The organism is Hoylesella shahii, from assembly GCF_937990675.1.
Lineage (GTDB): Bacteria > Bacteroidota > Bacteroidia > Bacteroidales > Bacteroidaceae > Prevotella > Prevotella shahii.
This window is the reverse complement of the sequence record NZ_CALKQY010000062.1, coordinates 1-21554: the sequence shown is the minus strand read 5'-3', so window position 1 is coordinate 21554 and position 21554 is coordinate 1. Positions and strand designations below refer to the sequence as shown.

Sequence of the window (21554 nt, the reverse complement as noted above, 5' to 3'; positions counted from 1 at the left end):
TATTTGTATCAAGGAATGGACTAAGATATAAATCGCCAAAGAACACAAGGTCACAATTTGCCACTTCTTTAGCACACAATTTTCCAAAGACAGGAGAATATTCTCGCATATCTCGTTTGGGGGATATGTTTCCTTTTACAAAGTTCAATGCTTGCGCAAGCATATTTTGCCCAACTATTTTCACATCATGGCTCTTGAGTAAGGTTTGCAAGATATGATATAAAGCTTCCTACCTATGTATTAACGTCTTCGGGATTGAGTGTTGTTAAGAATGCAATCTTCATATCGTGGTTATTTACATGGCTTTCATTTTGCCTAGTGCCTCCTGGTAAGCTTTAAACATTCGTTTGGTTCCTTCTTGCCATTCTTTTATAATTCGTTCACTCTTTATCACTGGGTCTACATTGCGAACAAAGAGCACACCATCTACTCTTGCTTGAGGATAGCCATAGATGAATTGCACCTTTATACTTCCATTCCCTGCCATACGCATTTGCAAAGCTTCGCTAGATTGAAGTTTACTCATAGGTAGGTAAACCGAGTCTACACCCAGCTGTCCCAACTGGTATTCAATGCTGCGTTGTGGTACGGCAGCAAGCTTGCTACCAGCATAAGCACCATACTTGTCACTTACGATTGTTGCACCTTGATAAGTGACAATGTCGATGCAACGATAGTTTTCACCATACTTCTCTTTTAGGTAATGCCCAGCACTATAATAATTGAGATGTGCTGGTTCTATTGTCTGAGAGTAATTTAAATGTCCAGTGTGCGCATACATTGTAACAACTGTTTCTTTTGGAAAGACGCTATCGATGGCAAATTGAACGAACTGCGCCATCAACGTGTCTCGTTGTCCGAAACGCATACGGTGTTTTGCGAACCATTGCATCAGCCTTACGCCCTTACGCACCAACATCAGTTCATCTTTTTGGAGGCAGTTTTTTACAACATCGCTACTATCGATTAAGGCTGCGACATCCCTTTTCGAAAAAGGGTCCATATCATAAAGCACTGCCTCACAGATTTTTTTCATTTCAGGAGACTTCTTTCCATCGTTAAGCGTATAGAAGAAATTAAAAAGATTGATTTGGCTTTGCACCCATTCTAAATTGGTATCGAAGCCCAGGAGCGACACGCTGTTATCGTGGGTGGCATTATATTGCTTAAGCCACTCGATGAAAGCCTTTGTGGGTTCGCCCAGCAAAGAGTTGTCAATGTAGTTCGATATGTAAGAGTACTTAAAACGTGGGTCGTTTCTTACATACCTGTTTATATAGAAGGCTGCATCCATGGGCAGTTCTAACAGCACCAGTCTGCATTGGTGTTTTAGTATGCGTTCTTTCATGATGTCCATGGCTACAGCATTCATCGTCTTTGTGCCGTGTACAGTCTCACCAACAGCAAGGATAGGACTGTTCATACATGGGAGGTTTTCATAGTTTCCGAACGTCCAATTAAGCAAGTCGCTACGCTGAAACAATGGTGCAACCGCTGCATCAGGCACATCATCACTTAGTTTCTTGCCGTCTGCGTATAGGCCAAAATCGGCAAGTTGAATTGTTCCTAGCGTATCTTTTTTCCCCGTAGCCTCTAATGTAACAGATAATAGGTCGGCATGCTTTAAGTGCAGTTGACTTGTGGCTTCTGCCCAATTGGGCGATGCGGGTAGCATTATCGTGTCACGACGAGCCACACGCGCCCCATTAATTAAGGAGTTGAGCGTTACGTAAAAGTGCTGTACATCTTTCGATTTGTATTTCACCCTTACCGTAATATCATTTGTTTCGCCACGAAGCTGATATGTAGGCAACAGCGTACCCCAAACACCTTTGAGTGGAGCTATGATATCCAGACCCAGTACGGGTTGGTTATTGAGTGTATCTAGTTGAAGCCGAAAGTATGGATGCTGATAATGAGGCCACCAGCTGTATCCAAAGAGTTTAGATTGATCGCTGGCTTTCGCAAAGAGCGAAGAGAAAAGTAAGTAAAATAAAAATATAAAGCGCATTAGCTTATAGAGTTTTCGGATTAATATTTCGCTACACATTTATTTTGTGGTTACAGTTAAAGCACACCGTCCATAAAGCAAGCTCTTTTATCATGTACTTTTACATTTGATTGGGGAAGCTTAGGTTGTGCACATTTAGGTTTCGTATTACAAAAGTAGGCAAAGTATAAGAGGCAATAATTGTTTTTATCTATTTTAACTCAAAAAAAGTCACACTGTTCTTTGCAGTGTAACCGCTGCTAAAGTTAAACCCCAATCGTTAAGGGCAAACTCTAAAAATCACCTTTGCTGAATTATTAGCTATTAGCTGAGCAGGTTTAACTTACCCCCTTGAACGAGCAAAATGCTCAATGCGACTGAAAACGTAAGCGAAAGATACCTGATAAAAGCAAAAAGACAATAAAGAGCAATACAAAGAACAACCTTTGAGCCTTTGCAGGAAGTGTTGAGAACAAGCCTAAGCACCTTTATTGAGTTTATGCCCCACGGCCCGCAACACAAACCAAGCATGCATTACCAAGGTGAGCGGTAGGCCATAATGCGAGCGCATAACGGCAAAACGCTCTTTAAGCGATGCGCGATGGTTTTTAACCGTCATGCCACCATCGAGGTAATTGGCCACAACGGCTTGCACGTTTTTCAGGGGCAAACCAGCTGCTTTGCCCGCTTTCATCACACGGATGCACCAATCCACATCGGCCGAGAAACGATAATGAAGGTTGTAAGGCGTTTGTTGGGCCAACGAGGTGAGGGCATAAAAAGCCTGATGGCACACCAACATGCCACGACTAAACGACCGCCACGAGAGACCTTGACGCGGAACAGGGCGACGATGGCGCAAGAAACGCCCCTCGGCATCAACAATATCGGTGTCGCCATAAAGCACTGCAGGTAGCGTTTCGGCCTCGCCCACGGCGCTGGCCACTGTTTCGAGCGTGCTTGGAGAGGGGAACACATCGCCGGCATTTATAAAAACAAGATAGGTGCCAGTGGCCATTGCGATGCCCTTGTTCATGGCGTCGTATAGTCCAGCATCGCGTTCGCTGGTTACTTTAATGGTGTGTAAGCTCTCGGTTTGGGCCATTTCGGCCACATATTGTTGGATAAGAGCAGGCGTAGCATCGGCAGATAGTCCGTCGATGAGCAAGTGTTCAACGTGCGGATAGGTTTGTTCGGCCACGCTTTTGAGCGTTCGGGGCAGCTCGGCAGCAGCATTATAGGTGCAGGTGATAACCGAAAAGCTAATCATAACATACATTTTTTAAAGGCTAGCGCCTGGTTATACACCTCTATATATTGCAGAGCCACGGTCTGTTGCGAATAGTTGGCCTGTACTTTTTTCACGGCTTGGGTTGCCAGTTGGTCGTAATCGGCCTCGAAAAGCACCCAATGGATGCCCTTAGCCAGGTCGGCTGCATCGCGATACCGTGCCACATAGCCATTTCGTCGATGGTCAATCTCTTCGGGAATACCGCCCACGTTGAACCCCACACACGGCACCCCGCAGGCCATTGCCTCCATAATGGTGTTGGGAAGGTTCTCGGATAGCGACGGCAGCACAAAGGCATGCACCGCATTATAAAGGGCAATGAGGGTTGCGATGTCGCTAACATAGTCGATGGGAATAACAGGCAGTGCCAGTTCGGCCACCGCTTGGTTGGCCTTTCCGCCTAGCACCACGAGGGCCGTGTTGTCTTTCATGTCGGGATATTGCTGGGCCAGCATGTTACAAGCCTCAACCAGATAGGCCAAACCCTTATTAACATTGGTGGCTCGCTGGGCAGCAAATAGGATGAGACGTTTGTTGGCAGGCAAACTCATGAGTTCGGCACACTCCACTTTATTTTTTGGAGCAAAGACACGGGTGTCAATGGGGTTGGGAATGGCGCACACATGTAGGTCGCGAAGCAGCCGACTCTGCCTAGCTTGGTCGGCCAGCCATCGGCTACAAGCCACAAAATGGATGTCGCTTTTCTCGTAGATGCGTTTCTTTTTATGCCAAACGGCAGTTGAAAGGTCTTTATCGCTGCCCCCACCGGGTAGGTATTTGCACCGTCGGCATATCTGCTTAAAATTGTTGCACCCCAGGGTTAGGTGGCAAATGGCCGTTGCGGGCCAGATGTCGTGCATGGTCCACACCACAGGTTTGCCACTATTCACAATTTTTTTTATGCTATTGAGCGATAGCATACCTTGATTAATCCACGAGAGGTGTATCACATCGGCCAGTTTAAATTCGGGCAAGGAAGTAATATCAGCACCAGCATTGGCCACATCAATAGCAAAAAGGTTGTGCTTAGTGAAGTGCAAATGCCAGAAGATGGTCCACCGTTCCCAAAGAAAACGCCATCTACTGAAGAGTGTTTTGGGCAATTCGGACACCATGGGATTAGACGTTTGCCGGTCGTTCACCAACAATCGAGCCTGCACGCCGCTATTGTTTAGCGCTGCAACAAGCCTTGAAGCCGCAACGGCAGCCCCTCCATTTAGTTCGCTGGTGTTAACAATCAATATTCGCATCTTCTATTATATATAAGGTGTAAGGGTATATATAAGGTGGCCTTGCAGCCCCTGGGGCAGTTAAGGCCAACCCAACGACACTGCAAACTTAATGAAAATAATTCAAACCTCAAAGACTAAACGACGCTTCTAAGCCCCAAAAAGCAGCGTATTGTTGTTGTTAAGAGCCATAATGCCGAAAACAAGGGCTGCAAATCCTATAAAACAACGACAAAAAGAAAGCAAACCATGCATATATTTGACATATAGTTGGCTGTGTTCGGACACACAGTGTTGACTTACATCAAGAATAACGCGATTTTATATCAAAAGTTTGTGCTAACTATTGCGTAAATGTAGAAATGGTTGTAACTTTGCAATGTCAAAAGGTTAATAGATTGTTTAGGTTAGTAATAATAGATTTAGGTTTTTAGTTATTAGATTAAGGTAGATTGTTAGATTGTTTAACGGATGACAATGGAAACCGTGAGGCTTTCATTTGTTTAGAAAGAATTTTTAGTTAAACATAAATGATACGCTGCATCTCGTTGAGAGAGGCAGCGTGTTTCGTTTATGTAGTTTGTTCAAAAAAGATGGTCGGCGCCTTGCTATTTTGCCTATTAGTCTGAGCAAACGTAGCTTCGCACACCCCTACTTTGTGCTCCCTTGGGTGGATTATCTCACTGAAAGCCACACTTTTTTAAAATAATAGTCGTACATTTGCAACGTGTTTTTGCCTTTTGTCGCACGCTATAACATGTGCAATGAGTGCCTAACACCACAAAAAACAACAAAACAGTAGATTTATGATTATTCTAAAACCATTTAAAGCCTTTGTTGCTACACTCGCGTTGGCCACTATTTCTACGGCTTGCATACGCGAAGAGGCACTCAACGCCGAGGCAGACATCACCGCTTTTCAACTGGATGGCGACTTACTGATACGCGAACCAGTGATTACCAACAACGAAGTGAAGCTATATATCAATGGATGGGAAGACAGAAGTAAGCTGGCTCCACGCTTTGAACTGACACCTGGCGCTACTATCTCGCCTGCTAGTGGCACGCTAAGAGATTTTACTAAACCGCAAACCTACGTTGTTACATCGCAAGATGGACAATGGAAGAAAACCTACACCGTAAGTTTCGAGGTTAACGACGTGCCTACGGAATATCACTTTGAGGGCTTAGACTACTATATCTTTAAGGACAACGACACGGGAGAGGAGCACAAGAAGTTTGAAAAGATTTATGAGAAACTGCCCGATGGTTCTAAAACAGAATGGAACAGTGGCAATGCGGGATTTATGATAACCAATGGAACCGCAGGTTTGAAGGATTATCCCACCATGCAAGACGATAATGGATATATTGGGAAATGCGTAAAACTGGTGACAAGAAGCACCGGACCAATGGGAATTGCATTCGGTGCACCCATCGCTGCAGGCAATTTGTTCTTGGGAGAGTTTCAAATAGATATTCTCAACATGGCTAAGTCCACCCGATTTGGTTTGCCATATCGCAACACACCCGTTGCCATATCGGGCTATTACAAATATCAACCAGGGGCAAAGTTCACCGATAAAACCAACACTGTGCTGGAAAACGCGCGCGACACGTTTGATATTTACGCCGTGATGTACGAAAGTACCACCGAAACACCTTTCCTCGACGGCACCAACATCAAGACTCATCCCAGCATTGTAATGATGGCACAGTTCAAAGAACGTAAACCCACCGATGCTTGGACACATTTTTCAATGACCTTTGAACCAGTGGCGGGTCGCACGCTCGACCCCGAAAAGCTTCGCAAAGGCCAATATAACCTGGCCATTGTGATGTCGTCTAGTCAGGGAGGTGCTTTCTTCCGTGGAGCTGTTGGTAGCACATTGTGGGTTGACGAGTTGCAATTGTTTCACGAATAAAGCTTAATGATGAAAAGAATACACACACTTTTGGCCCTCGCCACCCTTGTTTTTGGACTGCCTTCAACGGTTTTTGCACAAGACGAACGCAATCAAAGCTTGGTGCAATCTGAAAAAAATGGTTGGGAATACGAAGTACGCGCCGGCGTAAACATCGGCGGTGCGAGTCCGATGCCCTTACCCAAAGAGATTAGGAAGATTAATAGCTATAGCCCAAAGCTTAATGGAAGCATTGCGGGCATGATGACCAAATGGCTTAATTGCAACCGACAACTGGGTATAACACTTGGTTTAAGATTGGAAGAAAAGGGCATGGAAACTGGTGCTACGGTGAAAAACTATGGTATGGAGATTATAGACGGCGGACAACGTGTGGCCGGAAACTGGACGGGTAAGGTGAACACGGTGTACAAAAGCTCGTTTGTGACACTGCCCGTGCTTGGTGCTTATCGTATAAACGACAGATGGAAACTGCGCGCAGGGCCTTATGTCTCGTACAGAATGGATGGCGAATTTTCGGGATTTGTTAGCGATGGATACTTAAGAAGTGGGTCGCCCGTTGGCGAAAAGGTTAACTTCACCGACGATAAAACGGCGGTCTACGATTTTAATAGCAACCTTCGCCGCTGGCTTTGGGGCTTTCAGGCTGGTGGTTCGTGGCGTGCTTTTAAGCATTTCACCGTTAATGCAGACCTCACTTATGGGATTAACAACATTTTCTCAAGCGACTTCCACACCATCACCTTCACCATGTACCCCATATACATGAACATTGGGTTTGGCTACGTGTTCTAACATAGCCTTTCACCCAACGCCGTTTTACTATCCCCTAGTCCCAATGCAGAGCAAAGGCCTTTAACACAAATCGGTGATTAGAGTCTAAACAGATTTTGTTTTATTGTCGAGCAGATTGCCTGTCTTTGTAACGCAGGCGTAGCGGTCTACGTCAACTTGCAAAGACAGGCAAGATGCCGACAAGAAACAAAAGATGTTAGGAAACAACACCAAAACAAGACTCCTGGAAACATTGTGGCCTAATTACCGATTGGGGTTTGATTGACCTACAAAACAGAACCACTCAAAGGGCAAGAACAAAGAGGAATGATAAGCAACGCGGTTGTTACGACCATTAGCAAAGGCTATTGGGGCAGTACAACCGCGTTGTTGGTTGAGTCAGTGGGTGTTGTTGGTTGTTGATAAACCGAGTCGGTTTGTTCTATCAGCATTGGTCTTCGTGGGCAACCACAAGCAAGTACAGATAAGACAAACAATGCAGCGCCCACAATAGCCGACAATGTAATAAGCACAACAACGACAAGCGACGTCCACAAATGGCCCGCCCGCACTGCTTTTATTAAGAAATACAACTGCATCAACAAGGCCACACCAGCCCCAATCAGCAGCGTTAGGGATAGCCACTCCCCACAATTGTCGCGCACAGACCAGCCTGCAAACAAGCTACAAGCCAATGTTGCCACCACAGATAGGATATAAATCATCAACTGTTTTGTATTCATACACTTATTATTTTTACACATTTCACACAGCATCTATTAAAAAAAGAAACTTTACCAACGAGCATCGGCATCGTAGAAGCTTCATTCTTGATGCGAAGAACGGGCCATTAACCGCAAATCTACCAGTGCCACAGCCGTTTCTTCCTCATCTCTTTCAGCATCCTTTGGTCGCCAAGCCACCACAAATCGCACTTTTGCACCACGCACATCATAACCTTTATCCTTCCACATTCGCACTGTTTCGTTCATGGCTTTAGACAACATCGCCACAGGTTTTTGTCCATCTAGCGTGTACAACACATTGTCTTTAGCCATCAATTCATCGCCAGCACGCAGCGCCAAAACATCCGCTTTGCACTGTTTAAAATAATTCAGATACATGTCTTTATGCGATAATTGCAGCACCACTTCATTGGGCATAGCATATTCTTGCTTGTCGGTAATACGCACATCTGTAGGTAAACCGTCAAAAACAGGTGCGTTGGTGTGCACATACAACCTACTTTTGGCACGGGTGATAGCCACATAATAACGGCGCAACAGACTGGAGTCTTTGGGATAAGAGCCAGCAATAAGCAGATAAACGTTATCAAACTCTTTACCTTTAGCCTTATGAATGGTGCTCACAACAACATCAGCACGCGACACATCGCAGAAATCTTCCACCGCCGACTCGAAAACAAACTCCTTAAAATCGGTTGCATACTTCTCTTTATTGGTGAGTTCAAACACTTCTATGCATCGTTTCAAGTAAACAAGACTTTCACTATTAGCGTAAGTAGCATATGTTATCTGTTTAGCTTCTTGCCAAATATCATCAGGAATAATCACCGTTCGACCACGTTTTTCAAGCTTTCGCAAGAAATATCTGGTCTCTGCCATGTTCCAAAACCTAAATCCATCCATCGATTGTATAAGCTTTGCATTGATGCCCTTTCGCCTTAACAAAGCCAACATCATAACCGCCTCTTCGTTGGTTTGGGTTAACAAGCACGTTGTTCCTTCATCGTTGCGGCTCACCAACTCGTCTGCCACAGGCTGATAAAGATATTTAGCCCGATGTTGAACCACCTCAACCCATCCATTTTGGTTGCGTATAGCAGTGATTGGCGTTGTTTTCATACGTCCATGTAGGGCTTTCACAAAATTATTTGCAAAAGCCACGGGGTGGATATCGCTTCGGTAGTTGTCTGTCATCTCTATGAGTTTGCTTCCCTCAGCCTGTGCTAAGCGTTGCATGTAGACCGAATTAGAACCTCTGAACTCGTAGATATTCTGGTCGTCATCGCCAACAGCAATCACACGCATCTCTTCATTCTGTGCCATTAAGGCCTCAACCAAGGCATATTCGGCCTCTCCCATGTCTTGAGCTTCATCTATCACCAACACGGCCTTACCAATTTTGTTTGGTTCAACCTCACCTTCGTTAATCATTTGGGCAGCTCGTTTCACCACGTTTTTGGCGTCTTCTAGATTACCAATACGCCCAAGCAAGTCGAAACAATAGGCATGAAAGGTTTTAATCTCCACAAAATGAGCGGCATTGCCCACCAATTGTAACAGTCGTTGTTTAAACTCTGTGGCAGCTGCTCGCGAGAAAGTGAGCATCAACAGTTGCTCGTGCTTCACGTCTTCAAGTAGCAACAGCGATGCCAATTTGTGCACCAGCACGCGCGTTTTACCACTCCCTGGTCCTGCTGCCACAACAATGCAACGTGTTTCCTTATCGGCAATGATTTGCTTTTGGCATGCCGACAGATGGCCAAACAGCTCTTTATGCTTCGCAGGGGTAAGGTTGCGCGATATTTCGTTCAGTCGTTCGCCCTTAAAATATTTGGTAACAAACCGGCGATAGTCCATTTGGAAATAGTCTTTAACAAACTGTTGCGCTGCATTGTAATCCTTCACCATCATATTGGCGTACTCGCCCACGATGTGTATCTGTTGTATTCGTTGTCGATAAAACTCGTCGAGCACGCGATAATCGTCTTTACTAAATCGTGCTCTATTGTCTTTCACACGCTTAATATGCATGGCATTGTATATCACAAGAAAGCCTCCATCCAGCTTAAGCGCACCTATTTTGGCCAGATAAAGCAACGCCTCTTTCACCTCTTCGAGCTGTAAGTCGGCAAACGAACTAAAGAGCGACCCGCCTTGCGCCTTCATATCATGGAGCAAACCAACCACCGAGAAGGTCACTGGCTTGTTGGATGCACCATCATCACCTGACTTTTGTATCAACTTATAAAGCCATTCCACCGCAAAGCGACATATTTGCAGCCGTCTTTCAAAACGTTGCACCAGCACATCAGCCTCAAACATCCTACGCAACTCCACATAATGCGCAGCATTTTCTTTCTTTCGCATATAGCCCTTGATGGTTAAAAAGTAGAGCAATGTGCGTATATCTTTCTCTTTAGCTTCGTCGATGCCGTGGTGCACAGCGTTATCGTTAAGTTGTTTATAGGTTGTGAGCAGTGGGTCGTTGGGCAATTGCGTAAGGATGTGCCGTTCTAGTTTGGCAAACTTATCAAGCAGCACATTAGATTTGCGTTCGGTTTCGCCTGTGTCGCGCAAGTAAGCAATCATGTCTTCGGTGTCGGCAAGAAGGCCTTCTTGGCGCATACTCAACACCACCGACATCACTTCGGCCTTAGTTATGCCCAAGGTGTCGGCCAAATAGTCTATTCGTGCTTCGCCTTCAGCATCTCTCGACTTCACGGTATTCTTTCTCGAGATGAGCGATTTTATTACGCGCACTGCCTTTTCGGCCTCTGCTTCATCAAAGAGTATTGAGGCATCAATGCGCTTACGAGCCTCATCCATATTCTTAACGGTGATGCCCGAGGCAAAGACCTGCGGTACATTGCTTCCTCTCACCAAAAAACCTGCTTCTTCTAAAGCCGACAATGCTGTTCGCACGCGTGTCTCAACGTCGCTCACCGAGTCGTCCCAGCCTGCTTGTCGGGCTATTTCCAACGCCGAACAGTTCACTCCTTCGCGCATTTTAGTAAGATATTTCACTGCTTTCCACACCTGCTGTATTTCGCTGATGCTCAGTTTTGATTGGTTCAGCATTATAAAATGCTTCTCCAAATCGTTATCGCTATACAGCACGTAGCACTTTGCATTGAGACTAGGGTCGCGTCCGGCGCGTCCTGCTTCTTGACCATAATTCTCCAACGAGTCGGATATATTGTAATGCACCACCAATCCCACGTCTTTCTTATCTACGCCCATGCCAAACGCCGAGGTAGCAACAATGATGCGTACCCTATCGTTCATAAAGGCTTCTTGGTTTTCTGTCTTTTCGTCGGCGTCCATTTTGCCGTTAAAAGGCAGTGCGTCAAAACCGTCACGCGTTAGTCGTTGGGCAAGTTCTTTTGTGCGTTTTGTGCGCGACACATACACAATGGCAGGACAATTGCTAGCCGTCATCAGCGCGCGAAGCTTCAAATATTTGTCATTATCGTCTTCGGTGTGTATCACACTATACATCAAATTCGTTCTTGTTGCCGATGATGCATAGAGTTGCAGTTCCATATTGAGGGTCTCACGAAAGTAATCGCAGATGTCTTGCACCACTTTTTGCTTGGCTGTTGCCGTGAAACACGAAATGGCTATGGGCTGTTGGTTGAGTCGTTGCTTTTGAAGCCAATTCACAAACTTACCGATATAGAGATAATCCACCCTAAATTCTTGTCCCCACGACGACAAACAGTGGGCTTCGTCTATCACAAAGCGCACCACATGGCGCATGCACAAAACGCGTTCTATGGTTTTTGAACGAAGCATCTCGGGCGAAATATACAGCAACGAGGCATCGCCATTCTGCACTCGCTCGATTGCCACGCTACGTTCTATGGGGTCGAGCAAGCCGTTTATGCTTACTGCATCGGTTATTCCACGCTCGGCAAGATTGTCTACTTGGTCTTTCATGAGCGACTGTAAGGGCGAAATAACCACCGTTAGTCCATGCACCGCAGCGCCGGCCATAAGTGCTGGTAACTGAAAAGTGAGCGACTTGCCACCTCCTGTGGGGAATATGGCCAACAACGACTGCCCTTTCATGGCTGCTTCTACTGCTTGTTGTTGTAGTGGTTCGCCCTCGTAAGTGCGAAAAGCGTTAAACCCAAAATGGGTTTCTAAACCTTTTATCGCATCCAGTTGCGCCTTGCAATATCGGCAACCCTGCTTACAAGGTGTGTTTCGCAAAAGCTTCATCACATATTCCACCTTTGGATAGGTGCATAACACCCAGCCTGGCGTAACCGAACGATGGTCGGTGGTGTCGATAAGTGCCAGTGCATAGGCCAGTTCGCAAGGATATTGGGCAATAATATCTGCCAATGGGGCGTTGCTGCAAATCTTTTCGCCATAGTGTTCCACTATCAGTTGCGACACATGGGCTTGCTTTGGCTCTGCATTCACCATGCGCAAAAAGCCCTCAAACTCGCGCTGCCCCCACAACAACGAGGCAAACACAAGGCGTTTGTGGCTTGGCAAGGCCTTCCAGTGGGCTATTTCGTCGTGAAGTAAGTCTTTTGTTTTCTCGCAATCGTTAACTGGATTATTCAGTTCTTCTACGATTAGCTTGTCGTCTTTCACTAACTTGTGGTAGGGACGTTCAGGGAAAAGCAACGGCGAGAGATAAAGTGTATCTACCAAATGCCATTGCTGTTGCTCGTCATGGGTAAAAAGATATTTGGCATCGTGATGCACAATGTTGTGCCCACATATAAAATCAACATCGCGAAGAAAGTTTAACAGTTCGGCTTTCGAGGCTTGATGAAAGATTGCACCATCACTTCGCAATGCGCCAATGTCGCGCACCTGATGGTTTTTTCCTCCTATTTCTGTATCCACAAAGGCATAACGCAGCGAGGTGTTGCTTGCTCCCACACCTTCGTTTCCAACAATATTTGCTTTATTATTGTTGTGTTTTGTTCCCCAAAGTCGGTTCCATATGGCCATAATCAAGTATGATGGTAACGGTTTGGGCCGTTTTTGGTGGCCGTTTTCTTGTGCATTACGCACAGCAATATGACCAACCGCCCTTATTCTTTGCTCTGCAATAGGGCAAATTTACGTATAATCACAATAACATCCAACTCTTTTTAGGCTTTTCGCTACATCTTTCTCACAAAAGGAGTTGCGCTCTACCTGCATTAAATCCTCTTTCTTCTCTCACGCCAACCGACGTTGCAACCATCGCCTCACTGGCACATCATAGTATTTTAGGCATAACCATGCTAGGGCTATGCAGGCAAAAATCAATGCCAGTATTTGCGGAAGGGTTTCGCAGAAAGGCATGTTGTTACGCTTGGCGTAAGCAAAACAGGTATAGAGAAGGGGGAAATGAGTGAGGTAAAGGGGATATGAAATGTTGCCAAGAAAGTTGCAAACGCGCGTAGAAAGGGCATCGGTGGTTTGCCCGGATGCCCCTAACCACACCATCAAGGGGAAAACCACTAGCACACAAAGGGCTTCGTAGAGTCCGTTTGCCCACAATTGCCCTTCTCCTCCTATGCGTGGAGCCATCGCAACTGCTGCAATGGCCATGGCACACCACCAGAAAGCACCTCGTATATTGCACTTGCACGACACACGAGAGAGCAACAAACCTGCTGGGAATGCAAACATCACGCGAAGCATTCCTCCCCAAAATCCTCCGTTGGCAAAGGTCCAACCCGCGCCTAAAGTGCCACTCTCGTTGGTTAAGGCATAGCCCAAAAGCGCTCCTGCCATAGCAAATACCAATAGGGCTAGTCGGTGGGTGCTGAGTTTTCGGATAAACAACACATAGAGAAGATTGGCTATATACTCGAAAAACAACGACCATGCTGGTCCGTTTAAGGGGAATATCTCGCCAAATCCGCGCACCTCTACCCCACTCCACGCTGGCACTAACAGCATATTTAGCAGCGTGGCAAATGCCAAAAGGGCTAAGGGTACGCTTTGCACATTTAAGTATTCGCTACCCTGACCGTAAAACATCACTGCGCCAAACAGTGCGCCTACTATCACCATGGGATGCAAACGTATTACTCGCCGCTTTATAAAGCTGCCTACACTCATGCTGTTGCGACGGTCGTCGTAGGCATATCCTATTACAAAACCCGACAGCATAAAAAAGAAATCCACGGCCAAATAACCATGACTAAAATAATGTGTGAGGCTGTTTGTGGCAAAGTCTTCGCCTATGTGGAAACAAATCACCACAAGGGCTGCCACTCCGCGCAGTCCGTCGAGCAAATGATAGTGGGGCTTGGTGTCGGCAAATGCGCCGGCCGAGATGGGGCTGGGGTTCATTTGTGGGTTGGGATTAAGGATTTATAAGTCAATATGATAAGGGAATGCTGCTCTTTTGGGCTCCTTCCTTCGCGCTACTCCTAGCTCAAAGACGTGCTCTCGCGCTTGCTTACAACGCTCAATGGGGCACGTAGCACAACAAGTTTGCTTTGTTGCTCGTGCATACATCTTTCAAATATTACCACTTGGTATGCCTATTTATCTCCTTCGGCCCAAATTTCTGCTGGTTCGAGTGTTCCTACACAACCGTTTTTTGCCACGGCCACCATGCATTGCGCAACGATGTGTGTGGGCATGGGGCGCTGTTGTTTGAACAATCCCAAAGCATTAAAGAAGGACAGAACGGCATTGGCGATTTTCTCGTTCAACCTATCTGTTCCCTTTCGGATGAGCAAAGGCGGACGAACAATGCACAATTGCTTAAAACCTAGCTGCGCTACTGCCACTTCTAATTCGCCTTTTATGCGCATATAAAACAAGCGCGACTGCGCATTGGCCTTGGCTGCCGACAGCAACACGAGGGCTGGCACTTGGTTGCGAGCTGCTGCTTCGGCAAAATTAAACTGATAGGTATAATCTACGGTGTATTGTGCTGCTTGGCTTCCTGCTGCCTTTAGGGTGGTGCCCATGCACGAAAACAGCACATCGCCCTGCACCAGGTGTTGCCAAGCTTGGGGCTGATTAAAGTCTACCACGTGGGTTACTAGCTTAGCTGGCGTGCCCAATTGTGGGTCGCGCCTAACAAAGATGTGTACTTGCTCAACGCTTTCGTCGGCCAAAAGCTGTTCCACCAAGTCTTTGCCCACTGCTCCTGTAGCGCCTATTACTATGGCTTTCATATTTAAATACTGAATGATGTTTGTGTTATTGCAAAGTTAATATTTTTAATATTCCTAACCAAATTCTTCGTTATGCTTTCGTTTTAACCTCATTGCAAGGGCAAAACTTCAGAGAATACTGTGTTTAAAATAAAGAAAAAGCCAAGTAAACTAGTGTTAGCACGTCTAAATTTTACAGAATTTTATGAACTAAGAAATGCTTGTTTAAAAAAATAATCGTTTATCTTTGCAGTCGTAAAAAAACAATCAAGCCCAAGAACTATAAACATTTTGACTTATATAAACATGAGAAAATTGATCTGCGAAGTGCAACAGATGCGTCTTTACCATCTATTGCGAAGCACCACATTTGTATGTGGCATGATGCTTTTGCCCGTTACTGCGGTAGGAGCACAAAAAAACGTAATTCAACAAACTAGACCAGTTGGGCTAATTAAAGGCTCAGTAACCAGCGATTCTGGCGAACCGCTCACCGGTGTTACGGTGAAAGTGTCTGGCGGAGGTAACGGAACGGTGACAGACATCGATGGAAATTTCTCGGTGAATGCTGCTCCCGGCTCGCTGCTCACATTCTCGTACACGGGCTTTAAGCCCCAAACGGTGAAAGCGCAAGAAGGCATGCAGGTGGTGTTGCAAAGCAGTGTGAACGACCTCAACGAGGTGGTTGTGGTGGGTTATGGCACACAAAAGAAAGCCAACCTTACGGGTGCTGTGGCATCGGTGAATGGTAGTGTGCTGGAAAACCGACCCATCAGCAACATCGGACAAGGTTTGCAGGGTGTTGTGCCCAACCTTAACGTATCCATGGGACACGGTGGCGCTCCTGGTGCTGGCGCTTCTTTCAACGTGCGTGGTACCACTTCGCTCAATGGTGGCGAACCACTGGTGCTGGTAGACAACGTGCAAATGGATGCCAACTTGGTGAACCCCGACGACATCGAGTCGATTTCGGTGCTCAAAGACGCGGCCTCGGCTGCCATCTATGGTGCTAGAGCTGCTTATGGTGTTATTCTTATCACCACCAAAAAGGGTAAACTCAACTCGCGACCAACGGTTCAATTCTCGGCTTCGGGATACTGGCAGAGTCCTGCTGTAGAAATGCACAACGTTAATTCGCTTGACTATCTCAAGATGATTGACATTGCTTATCAAAACAGTGGCGGTAGCGGACACTACTTTAACCCTCTGGTTTACGAGTATACAGAGAAATATGTTAACGGCACCTACGACCAACCTGTGTTCTTCGACAAATCTTATAGCGCCTTTAAATATGGCTATAACGGAAACACCGACTGGTGGAACGAATTGTATAAAACTTCGTTCTCGCAGATTTATAACGCTAGCATTAGTGGCGGTAGCCAAAAAACGCGCTACTATGTGTCGCTGGGGTCTAACAACCAAGGCGGTATCTTGAAGGCCACCGATGAAAAATACAATAAGTACAACGCCAACATCAACGTCACCTCTGAGCTTACTCCTTGGATGGAAGTATCGGCTAAGATTGCGCATACGTATACAACCGAGATGCACCCCACTGGTGGTACAACTGCAATGAACAACACTGCCTACTCGGGTTTGTCGGCTTATAGCGGTATGATGAAATCCGACCTTAGTCCGCTGATGCCCGTTAAACACCCCGACGGACATTATGCTGGTCAAGGAAACTTTACCAACCCCGTGGCTATTCAGGCGCAAGGCGGTAACGCTCGCTATCGCCAAAACGACCTTTGGATGACGGCTGGCGTGAAACTCACCCCCATTAAGGGACTTATTGTGAATGCCGACTACACCTGGAACTACTATGGATGGGCTTCTACTCAACACGTTCGCAACTTCTACGACTATACAGCTGTACCTGGAACAGAAAACTATTACCCCTGGACCAACCCCAGTAGTGTTACCCGATCTAACAGCGACGATTACTACTCCTCGTTTAATGCCTTTGCCGAATACAATCTCTCATTGGGCAACAACGACCATAACATGAAGTTTATGGTGGGCTATAACCAAGAAAAAAAACGCACACAATACTATTACGCTGGACGTAAAGACCTCATCGACCCCGAAAATCCTGCCATCAACCAAGCCATCGGCGATATGGCCATCGACGGAAACATGGGACAATGGGCTGTAAACGGCACTTTCGCTAGATTTAACTACGACTACAAAGGTAGATACTTGCTTGAACTCAACGGCCGTTACGATGGCTCGTCGAAGTTTAAAAAGGGACATCGCTACCAGTTCTTCCCCTCTATCTCGGCCGCTTGGCGCATCTCTGAAGAGAAATTCTTCGAAGGCGTTAAATCGTGGTGGGACAACATGAAGCTACGCGTTTCTTATGGTTCGCTGGGTAATCAAGCCGTTAATGGCAACTTCCCCTACCTCGCTACTTATGGCATCAACACCAAATATGGTGCTTTGCTGGGTGGCGGACGCCCCGTGGCTGTGTTTGCTCCTGGACTGGTTAGCTCGTCGTTTACCTGGGAAACGGTTAACCAAATAGACTTTGGCTTTGATGCTGCATTCCTGCGCAACCGCCTTAGTGCTTCGTTCGACTGGTATCGTCGCAACACCAAAGACATGCTTACCGATGGCGAAGTGCTGCCCGCAGTACTCGGAGCTAGTGTGCCACGCCAAAATGCAGCTAACTTGAAAACAGTGGGATGGGAACTTTCTTTGGAATGGAACGACAGATTGGCCAATGGCTTGTCTTATCACGTAAAGGGTGTATTGTCAGACTATCAGTCTACCATCACCAAATTTAATAACCCCACTGGACTGATTAGCCAATATTACGTTGGACGTAAAATGAACGAAATATGGGGATATGTATCTAATGGCTTGTTCCAAACCGAACAAGAGGCTAATGCACACGCTAACCAATCTTACCTCTATGGCGGTAAATGGACTGCTGGTGACGTGCGTTTTGAAGACCTTGACGGTAATAACAAAATTGACATTGGCGACAACACCCTGGCTAACCCTGGAGACAGAAAAATTATTGGTAACTCAACGCCTCGATTTGCATTCGGTATCACTGCCGGACTGGAATATAAAGGCATCGACTTTGAAATGTTCTGGCAAGGTATTGGTAAACGCGACTGGTTCCCTGGCAGTGGCTCGGCTGCTTACTGGGGCTTCACCAACGAATGGCAAACGCCACTTACCACTTCGCTCGACTACTGGACACCCGAAAACACCAACGCCTTCTTCCCACGTCTGGGATGGGCTAATGGCGGTAACCGCAACACGAGCACACGCTATCTGCAAAACGCTAGCTACTGCCGACTCAAGAATGTAACCCTGGGCTACACACTGCCAAGAAACATTCTCGACAAAATTGGCGTGTCGCGACTTAGAGTGTATGTAACAGGTGAAAACCTTCTCACCTTTACTTCGCTCATCAAGGCGTTCGACCCAGAGACCTTAAACAACATGACCTACCCCATTAACAGGAAAATTGCTGTAGGTTTGAATTTAACTTTCTGATGTGTAACCATCACAAACAACAATGATTATGAAATTTAAAAATTATATCGCACTGGCTCTACTCGCTGGAATGGCTGCTGCGTGTGATTATACAGACTTGTCTCCACTCGACTCGTTTACCGACCAAAGCTACTGGAAATCTTCCAAAGACCTCAAACTTTATGCCAACGGACTTTATGGATTGCTCAGCAGCCCCTCGGCTACGCTAGACAATACTAGCGACAACTTCGTTACGTCTAACTACAGCTCGTATCTCTTTGACGAAATGACCGTGCCCACCGAGGCTTCGGGAAACAATGGATGGGACTGGGGAAACATTAGATCGTGCAACTATTTCCTCTCTCGTTACCAAACTGCACAAGGTAGCGAAAACGAAATTAATAAGTATGTGGCCGAAGTGAGGTTCTTTAGAGGCTTGCTCTATTTCAGCAAAGTAAAAATGTTTGGAGACGTGCCTTTCTACGACAAAGACTTGCAAACCGACGACACCGAACAACTATACAAAGCTCGCGACCCGCAAGACGTGGTGATTGCAAAGGTGATAGACGACTTTAAATATGCCATTAAATGGCTACCCGAAAAGGCTTTGGCCGAATCGGGACGCTTAAACAAAGAGGCCGCACGCACGCAATTGGCACGCGTTTGCCTACATTTTGGTACGTATAAAAAATATCATAACCAAACTGGAACTGGCGCACTCTCGGCTAACGCACTGCTCAAAGAAGCTGTGGCACAAACCGACACGCTGATGAATTCGGGCAAATTCGAAATCGTTAAAGGCTCGGATGCTGGTTGCGACCAAATGCCTTTCAGCGGTTATCCCTTGTATTACTCTAACCAATTTACGCAAGAAGACCTCTCGGCCAATAAAGAATGCATCCTTGCTAGATTCTACGAACCTTCGGTGCTAACGCACGAACTGGGCAGACAGGTGCAAAATGGTGGCATGGGATTGTCGAAAGACTTCGTGGAATCGTTCCTTATGAAGGATGGCACGCCCATCTATAACACGGGCTCGGGCTATGCTGGAGATGATAACCTGGAGAAGGAAATTACCAACCGCGACCCGCGTCTATATCAAATTGTAGACAACAACCACAAACCCTACTATGTGAGAAATGGTGAACGCATACTGAACGAACCGGCTAACCGCGTGGGGGCAAGCAAAAGCGTAACGGGATACGACTGCGTGAAGTTCCACCACGCCAACACCGTGCAACAAGAAGCGCGCAACTCTACATTCGACTGGTTTGTGTATCGCTATGCCGAAGTGCTGCTCATCAACGCCGAAGCTAACGCCGAACTGGGCACTTGCACTCAAGACGTGCTGGATAAAACCATCAATAAACTGCGCGACCGCGTGGGTATGCCTCACCTAACCACTTCGCCCGTTGCCGATGCTAAACCCATTAACTATGGCTACTCGCTCTCTAACCTTATTTACGAGATTAGACGCGAACGACGCATCGAACTTGTGGCCGAAGGTTTTAGACTAGACGACTTGAAACGATGGAACGCTATGAAACTGATGGAGAACCCCAAAACGATGCTGGGCATTAAGATTACTCCGCTGTCTGTTAGCGAATTCCCCGCTGGTACGTTCGACGGACAAAACGGACGCCCAACCGTGAGCTACAATGGCGCTACGTACTTGTATCAATACAAGGCTGCTAAGCAACTCGACGACGCTGGTAGAAAATGGAAAGCCAACGACCGCCGTTTCCTCTATCCGCTGCCTAAGCAAGAATTGGTGCTTAACAAGGCCCTAACACAAAACCCCAACTGGGAATAAACACCATGCCTGATGTGTTAAATGCTTTGTACACATCGGCTGCGTAAAACCAATAAGCGAGCGAAACAAAGGCTAACCCCGGTTTCGCTCGCTTTTTTTTACGCCCATATTTCGACCATGTGCCTTATGGGTTTGCACGCGTAGGCTCAATAATTATTCGTGCGTTGCGCAACTTTTACAAATAGTTGTTGTAAATTTGCAACACTAAATGGTTGCACGCAACCTCAAAAACCGCATCTAAATAAACAATATCAACACAACTTAAAGGTATGCTGAAACTTATCCAAGCCACATTCTGCCTGCTGATTGGCCTTACTCTGCAAGCGCACGCCCAATCTTTTACATGGTATAACCCCATGGAAACCTCCCCAAGCTGCATCAGTGGCAGAGCATGGAACGAAGAGATAAAAGGCTCTTATGCCCGCATGCCCGAAAGGTTGCAACGCAATATGCCCGAAAAGATTCTATATTTTGTATCTTTCAGATAATCAACAAAATAAGAAAGAATAAAGGGTAAAAGGTTTACGATTTGGAAACGAGCGAGTTTCTTTCCCTTTCTTTATTCTGCAATGCTTCAAGGACCACTTATTTAATGTTGCAAAGATACATTATTGCCAACGAAAAACATTCAAAAAGAAGAAAATTATCATTGTACAGTAATAATATCCTTATTTGCTTGGAATTATGGCATTGAATGCTTAATTTTGTGTGTGATACTTTTAACAAACGATGAAAGAAAATTTACAGATGAAGGCAATAAATCGGATTAAATCCGTATTAGTGGGAAAGCAGGTTTCGGGCAAATGGTTAGCTAATCAAGTGGGACATACAGAGAATACAGTATCACGCTGGTGTTCAAATAAAGTACAGCCCTCTCTTGATAATCTTGTCAAGGTTGCCGAGGTATAGGAAGTAGATATTCGTGATTTGTTAAGACCTACATTAAAGAAGTAGAATGCTATGGGAAAATTCAATGAAGCAACCAGAGTACAGATGCCCGCAATGGTACATCTGACACGCTTAGGATATAAATATTGGGGAAGAATTCATGAAAGCGAAGCTGGTACAATATACGACCCAAACACCAATATTTTATTAGAAGTTTTTAAGGTTCAGTTTAAGAAACTAAATCCTGAATATGCAGGTGAATATGAACAAACATTGAAA

The 21554-nt window shown here is 46.0% G+C and carries 14 protein-coding genes; 7 read left to right on the top strand and 7 right to left on the bottom strand.

Going from position 1 to position 21554, the window contains the following annotated elements:
* Window positions 1-295 precede the first annotated feature (295 nt).
* The 3 genes from QME03_RS09020 to QME03_RS09010 form a co-directional block, all read right to left on the bottom strand.
* Window positions 296-2011, bottom strand: coding sequence for an erythromycin esterase family protein (locus QME03_RS09020; RefSeq protein WP_281724163.1), 1716 nt, complete (start codon window positions 2009-2011; stop codon window positions 296-298).
* 457 nt (window positions 2012-2468) lie between these two features.
* On the bottom strand, window positions 2469-3260 hold the full coding sequence (locus QME03_RS09015) for a glycosyltransferase family 2 protein (RefSeq protein WP_281724162.1): 792 nt from the start codon (window positions 3258-3260) through the stop codon (window positions 2469-2471).
* Entirely contained in the window at window positions 3257-4531 is a 1275-nt protein-coding gene (locus QME03_RS09010) for a glycosyltransferase (protein WP_281724161.1), read from the bottom strand. The genes QME03_RS09015 and QME03_RS09010 overlap by 4 nt, the downstream gene beginning before the upstream one ends.
* A gap of 785 nt (window positions 4532-5316) precedes the next feature.
* Here QME03_RS09010 and QME03_RS09005 point away from each other — a divergent pair.
* Together QME03_RS09005 and QME03_RS09000 are read left to right on the top strand one after the other, a co-directional pair.
* Window positions 5317-6435, top strand: a complete 1119-nt coding sequence (locus tag QME03_RS09005) for a PCMD domain-containing protein (protein ID WP_281724160.1) — start codon at window positions 5317-5319, stop codon at window positions 6433-6435.
* A gap of 6 nt (window positions 6436-6441) precedes the next feature.
* Window positions 6442-7230 carry a porin family protein gene (locus QME03_RS09000; RefSeq protein WP_281724159.1) on the top strand — a complete coding sequence of 263 codons (789 nt, stop codon included), beginning with the start codon at window positions 6442-6444 and terminating at the stop codon, window positions 7228-7230.
* Window positions 7231-7574: 344 nt separating this feature from the next.
* On the opposite strand, the gene QME03_RS08995 is transcribed toward QME03_RS09000, so the two are convergent.
* The 4 genes from QME03_RS08995 to QME03_RS08980 form a co-directional block, all read right to left on the bottom strand.
* On the bottom strand, window positions 7575-7952 hold the full coding sequence (locus QME03_RS08995) for a hypothetical protein (protein WP_281724158.1): 378 nt from the start codon (window positions 7950-7952) through the stop codon (window positions 7575-7577).
* 81 nt (window positions 7953-8033) lie between these two features.
* Window positions 8034-12929 carry a RecQ family ATP-dependent DNA helicase gene (locus QME03_RS08990; RefSeq protein ID WP_281724157.1) on the bottom strand — a complete coding sequence of 1632 codons (4896 nt, stop codon included), beginning with the start codon at window positions 12927-12929 and terminating at the stop codon, window positions 8034-8036.
* A 213-nt stretch (window positions 12930-13142) separates the two neighbouring features.
* On the bottom strand, window positions 13143-14267 hold the full coding sequence (locus QME03_RS08985) for an acyltransferase family protein (RefSeq protein ID WP_281724156.1): 1125 nt from the start codon (window positions 14265-14267) through the stop codon (window positions 13143-13145).
* A 194-nt stretch (window positions 14268-14461) separates the two neighbouring features.
* Window positions 14462-15106: an NAD(P)H-binding protein gene (locus QME03_RS08980; protein ID WP_281724155.1), complete on the bottom strand. Its 645-nt coding sequence runs from the start codon at window positions 15104-15106 to the stop codon at window positions 14462-14464.
* Between the two features lie 285 nt (window positions 15107-15391).
* On the opposite strand from QME03_RS08980, the gene QME03_RS08975 reads away from it, so the two are divergent.
* From QME03_RS08975 to QME03_RS08955, 5 genes are all read left to right on the top strand, one after another.
* Window positions 15392-18595 carry a SusC/RagA family TonB-linked outer membrane protein gene (locus tag QME03_RS08975; protein WP_281724154.1) on the top strand — a complete coding sequence of 1068 codons (3204 nt, stop codon included), beginning with the start codon at window positions 15392-15394 and terminating at the stop codon, window positions 18593-18595.
* Between the two features lie 28 nt (window positions 18596-18623).
* The gene (locus QME03_RS08970; protein ID WP_273148455.1) at window positions 18624-20387 is read left to right on the top strand and encodes a RagB/SusD family nutrient uptake outer membrane protein; all 1764 of its coding nucleotides are present in this window, start codon (window positions 18624-18626) and stop codon (window positions 20385-20387) included.
* A 269-nt stretch (window positions 20388-20656) separates the two neighbouring features.
* The gene (locus tag QME03_RS08965) at window positions 20657-20875 is read left to right on the top strand and encodes an SGNH/GDSL hydrolase N-terminal domain-containing protein (protein ID WP_281724153.1); all 219 of its coding nucleotides are present in this window, start codon (window positions 20657-20659) and stop codon (window positions 20873-20875) included.
* A 259-nt stretch (window positions 20876-21134) separates the two neighbouring features.
* A complete protein-coding gene (locus QME03_RS08960) occupies window positions 21135-21296 on the top strand; it encodes a helix-turn-helix domain-containing protein (RefSeq protein ID WP_273264334.1) in 162 nt (53 codons plus the stop codon).
* Between the two features lie 51 nt (window positions 21297-21347).
* Window positions 21348-21554, top strand: a 207-nt coding sequence (locus QME03_RS08955) for a hypothetical protein (RefSeq protein WP_281724152.1), incomplete at its 3' end; no start/stop codon positions are given.

Coding starts and splice junctions, on each gene's coding strand:
- QME03_RS09005 (WP_281724160.1), top strand. CDS start 5,317: ATGATTATTCTAAAACCATTTAAAGCCTTTGTTGCTACACTCGCGTTG.
- QME03_RS08980 (WP_281724155.1), bottom strand. CDS start 15,106: ATGAAAGCCATAGTAATAGGCGCTACAGGAGCAGTGGGCAAAGACTTG.
- QME03_RS09000 (WP_281724159.1), top strand. CDS start 6,442: ATGATGAAAAGAATACACACACTTTTGGCCCTCGCCACCCTTGTTTTT.
- QME03_RS08975 (WP_281724154.1), top strand. CDS start 15,392: ATGAGAAAATTGATCTGCGAAGTGCAACAGATGCGTCTTTACCATCTA.
- QME03_RS08965 (WP_281724153.1), top strand. CDS start 20,657: ATGCTGAAACTTATCCAAGCCACATTCTGCCTGCTGATTGGCCTTACT.
- QME03_RS08960 (WP_273264334.1), top strand. CDS start 21,135: ATGAAGGCAATAAATCGGATTAAATCCGTATTAGTGGGAAAGCAGGTT.
- QME03_RS08990 (WP_281724157.1), bottom strand. CDS start 12,929: ATGGCCATATGGAACCGACTTTGGGGAACAAAACACAACAATAATAAA.
- QME03_RS09015 (WP_281724162.1), bottom strand. CDS start 3,260: ATGATTAGCTTTTCGGTTATCACCTGCACCTATAATGCTGCTGCCGAG.
- QME03_RS09010 (WP_281724161.1), bottom strand. CDS start 4,531: ATGCGAATATTGATTGTTAACACCAGCGAACTAAATGGAGGGGCTGCC.
- QME03_RS08970 (WP_273148455.1), top strand. CDS start 18,624: ATGAAATTTAAAAATTATATCGCACTGGCTCTACTCGCTGGAATGGCT.
- QME03_RS09020 (WP_281724163.1), bottom strand. CDS start 2,011: ATGCGCTTTATATTTTTATTTTACTTACTTTTCTCTTCGCTCTTTGCG.
- QME03_RS08985 (WP_281724156.1), bottom strand. CDS start 14,267: ATGAACCCCAGCCCCATCTCGGCCGGCGCATTTGCCGACACCAAGCCC.
- QME03_RS08995 (WP_281724158.1), bottom strand. CDS start 7,952: ATGAATACAAAACAGTTGATGATTTATATCCTATCTGTGGTGGCAACA.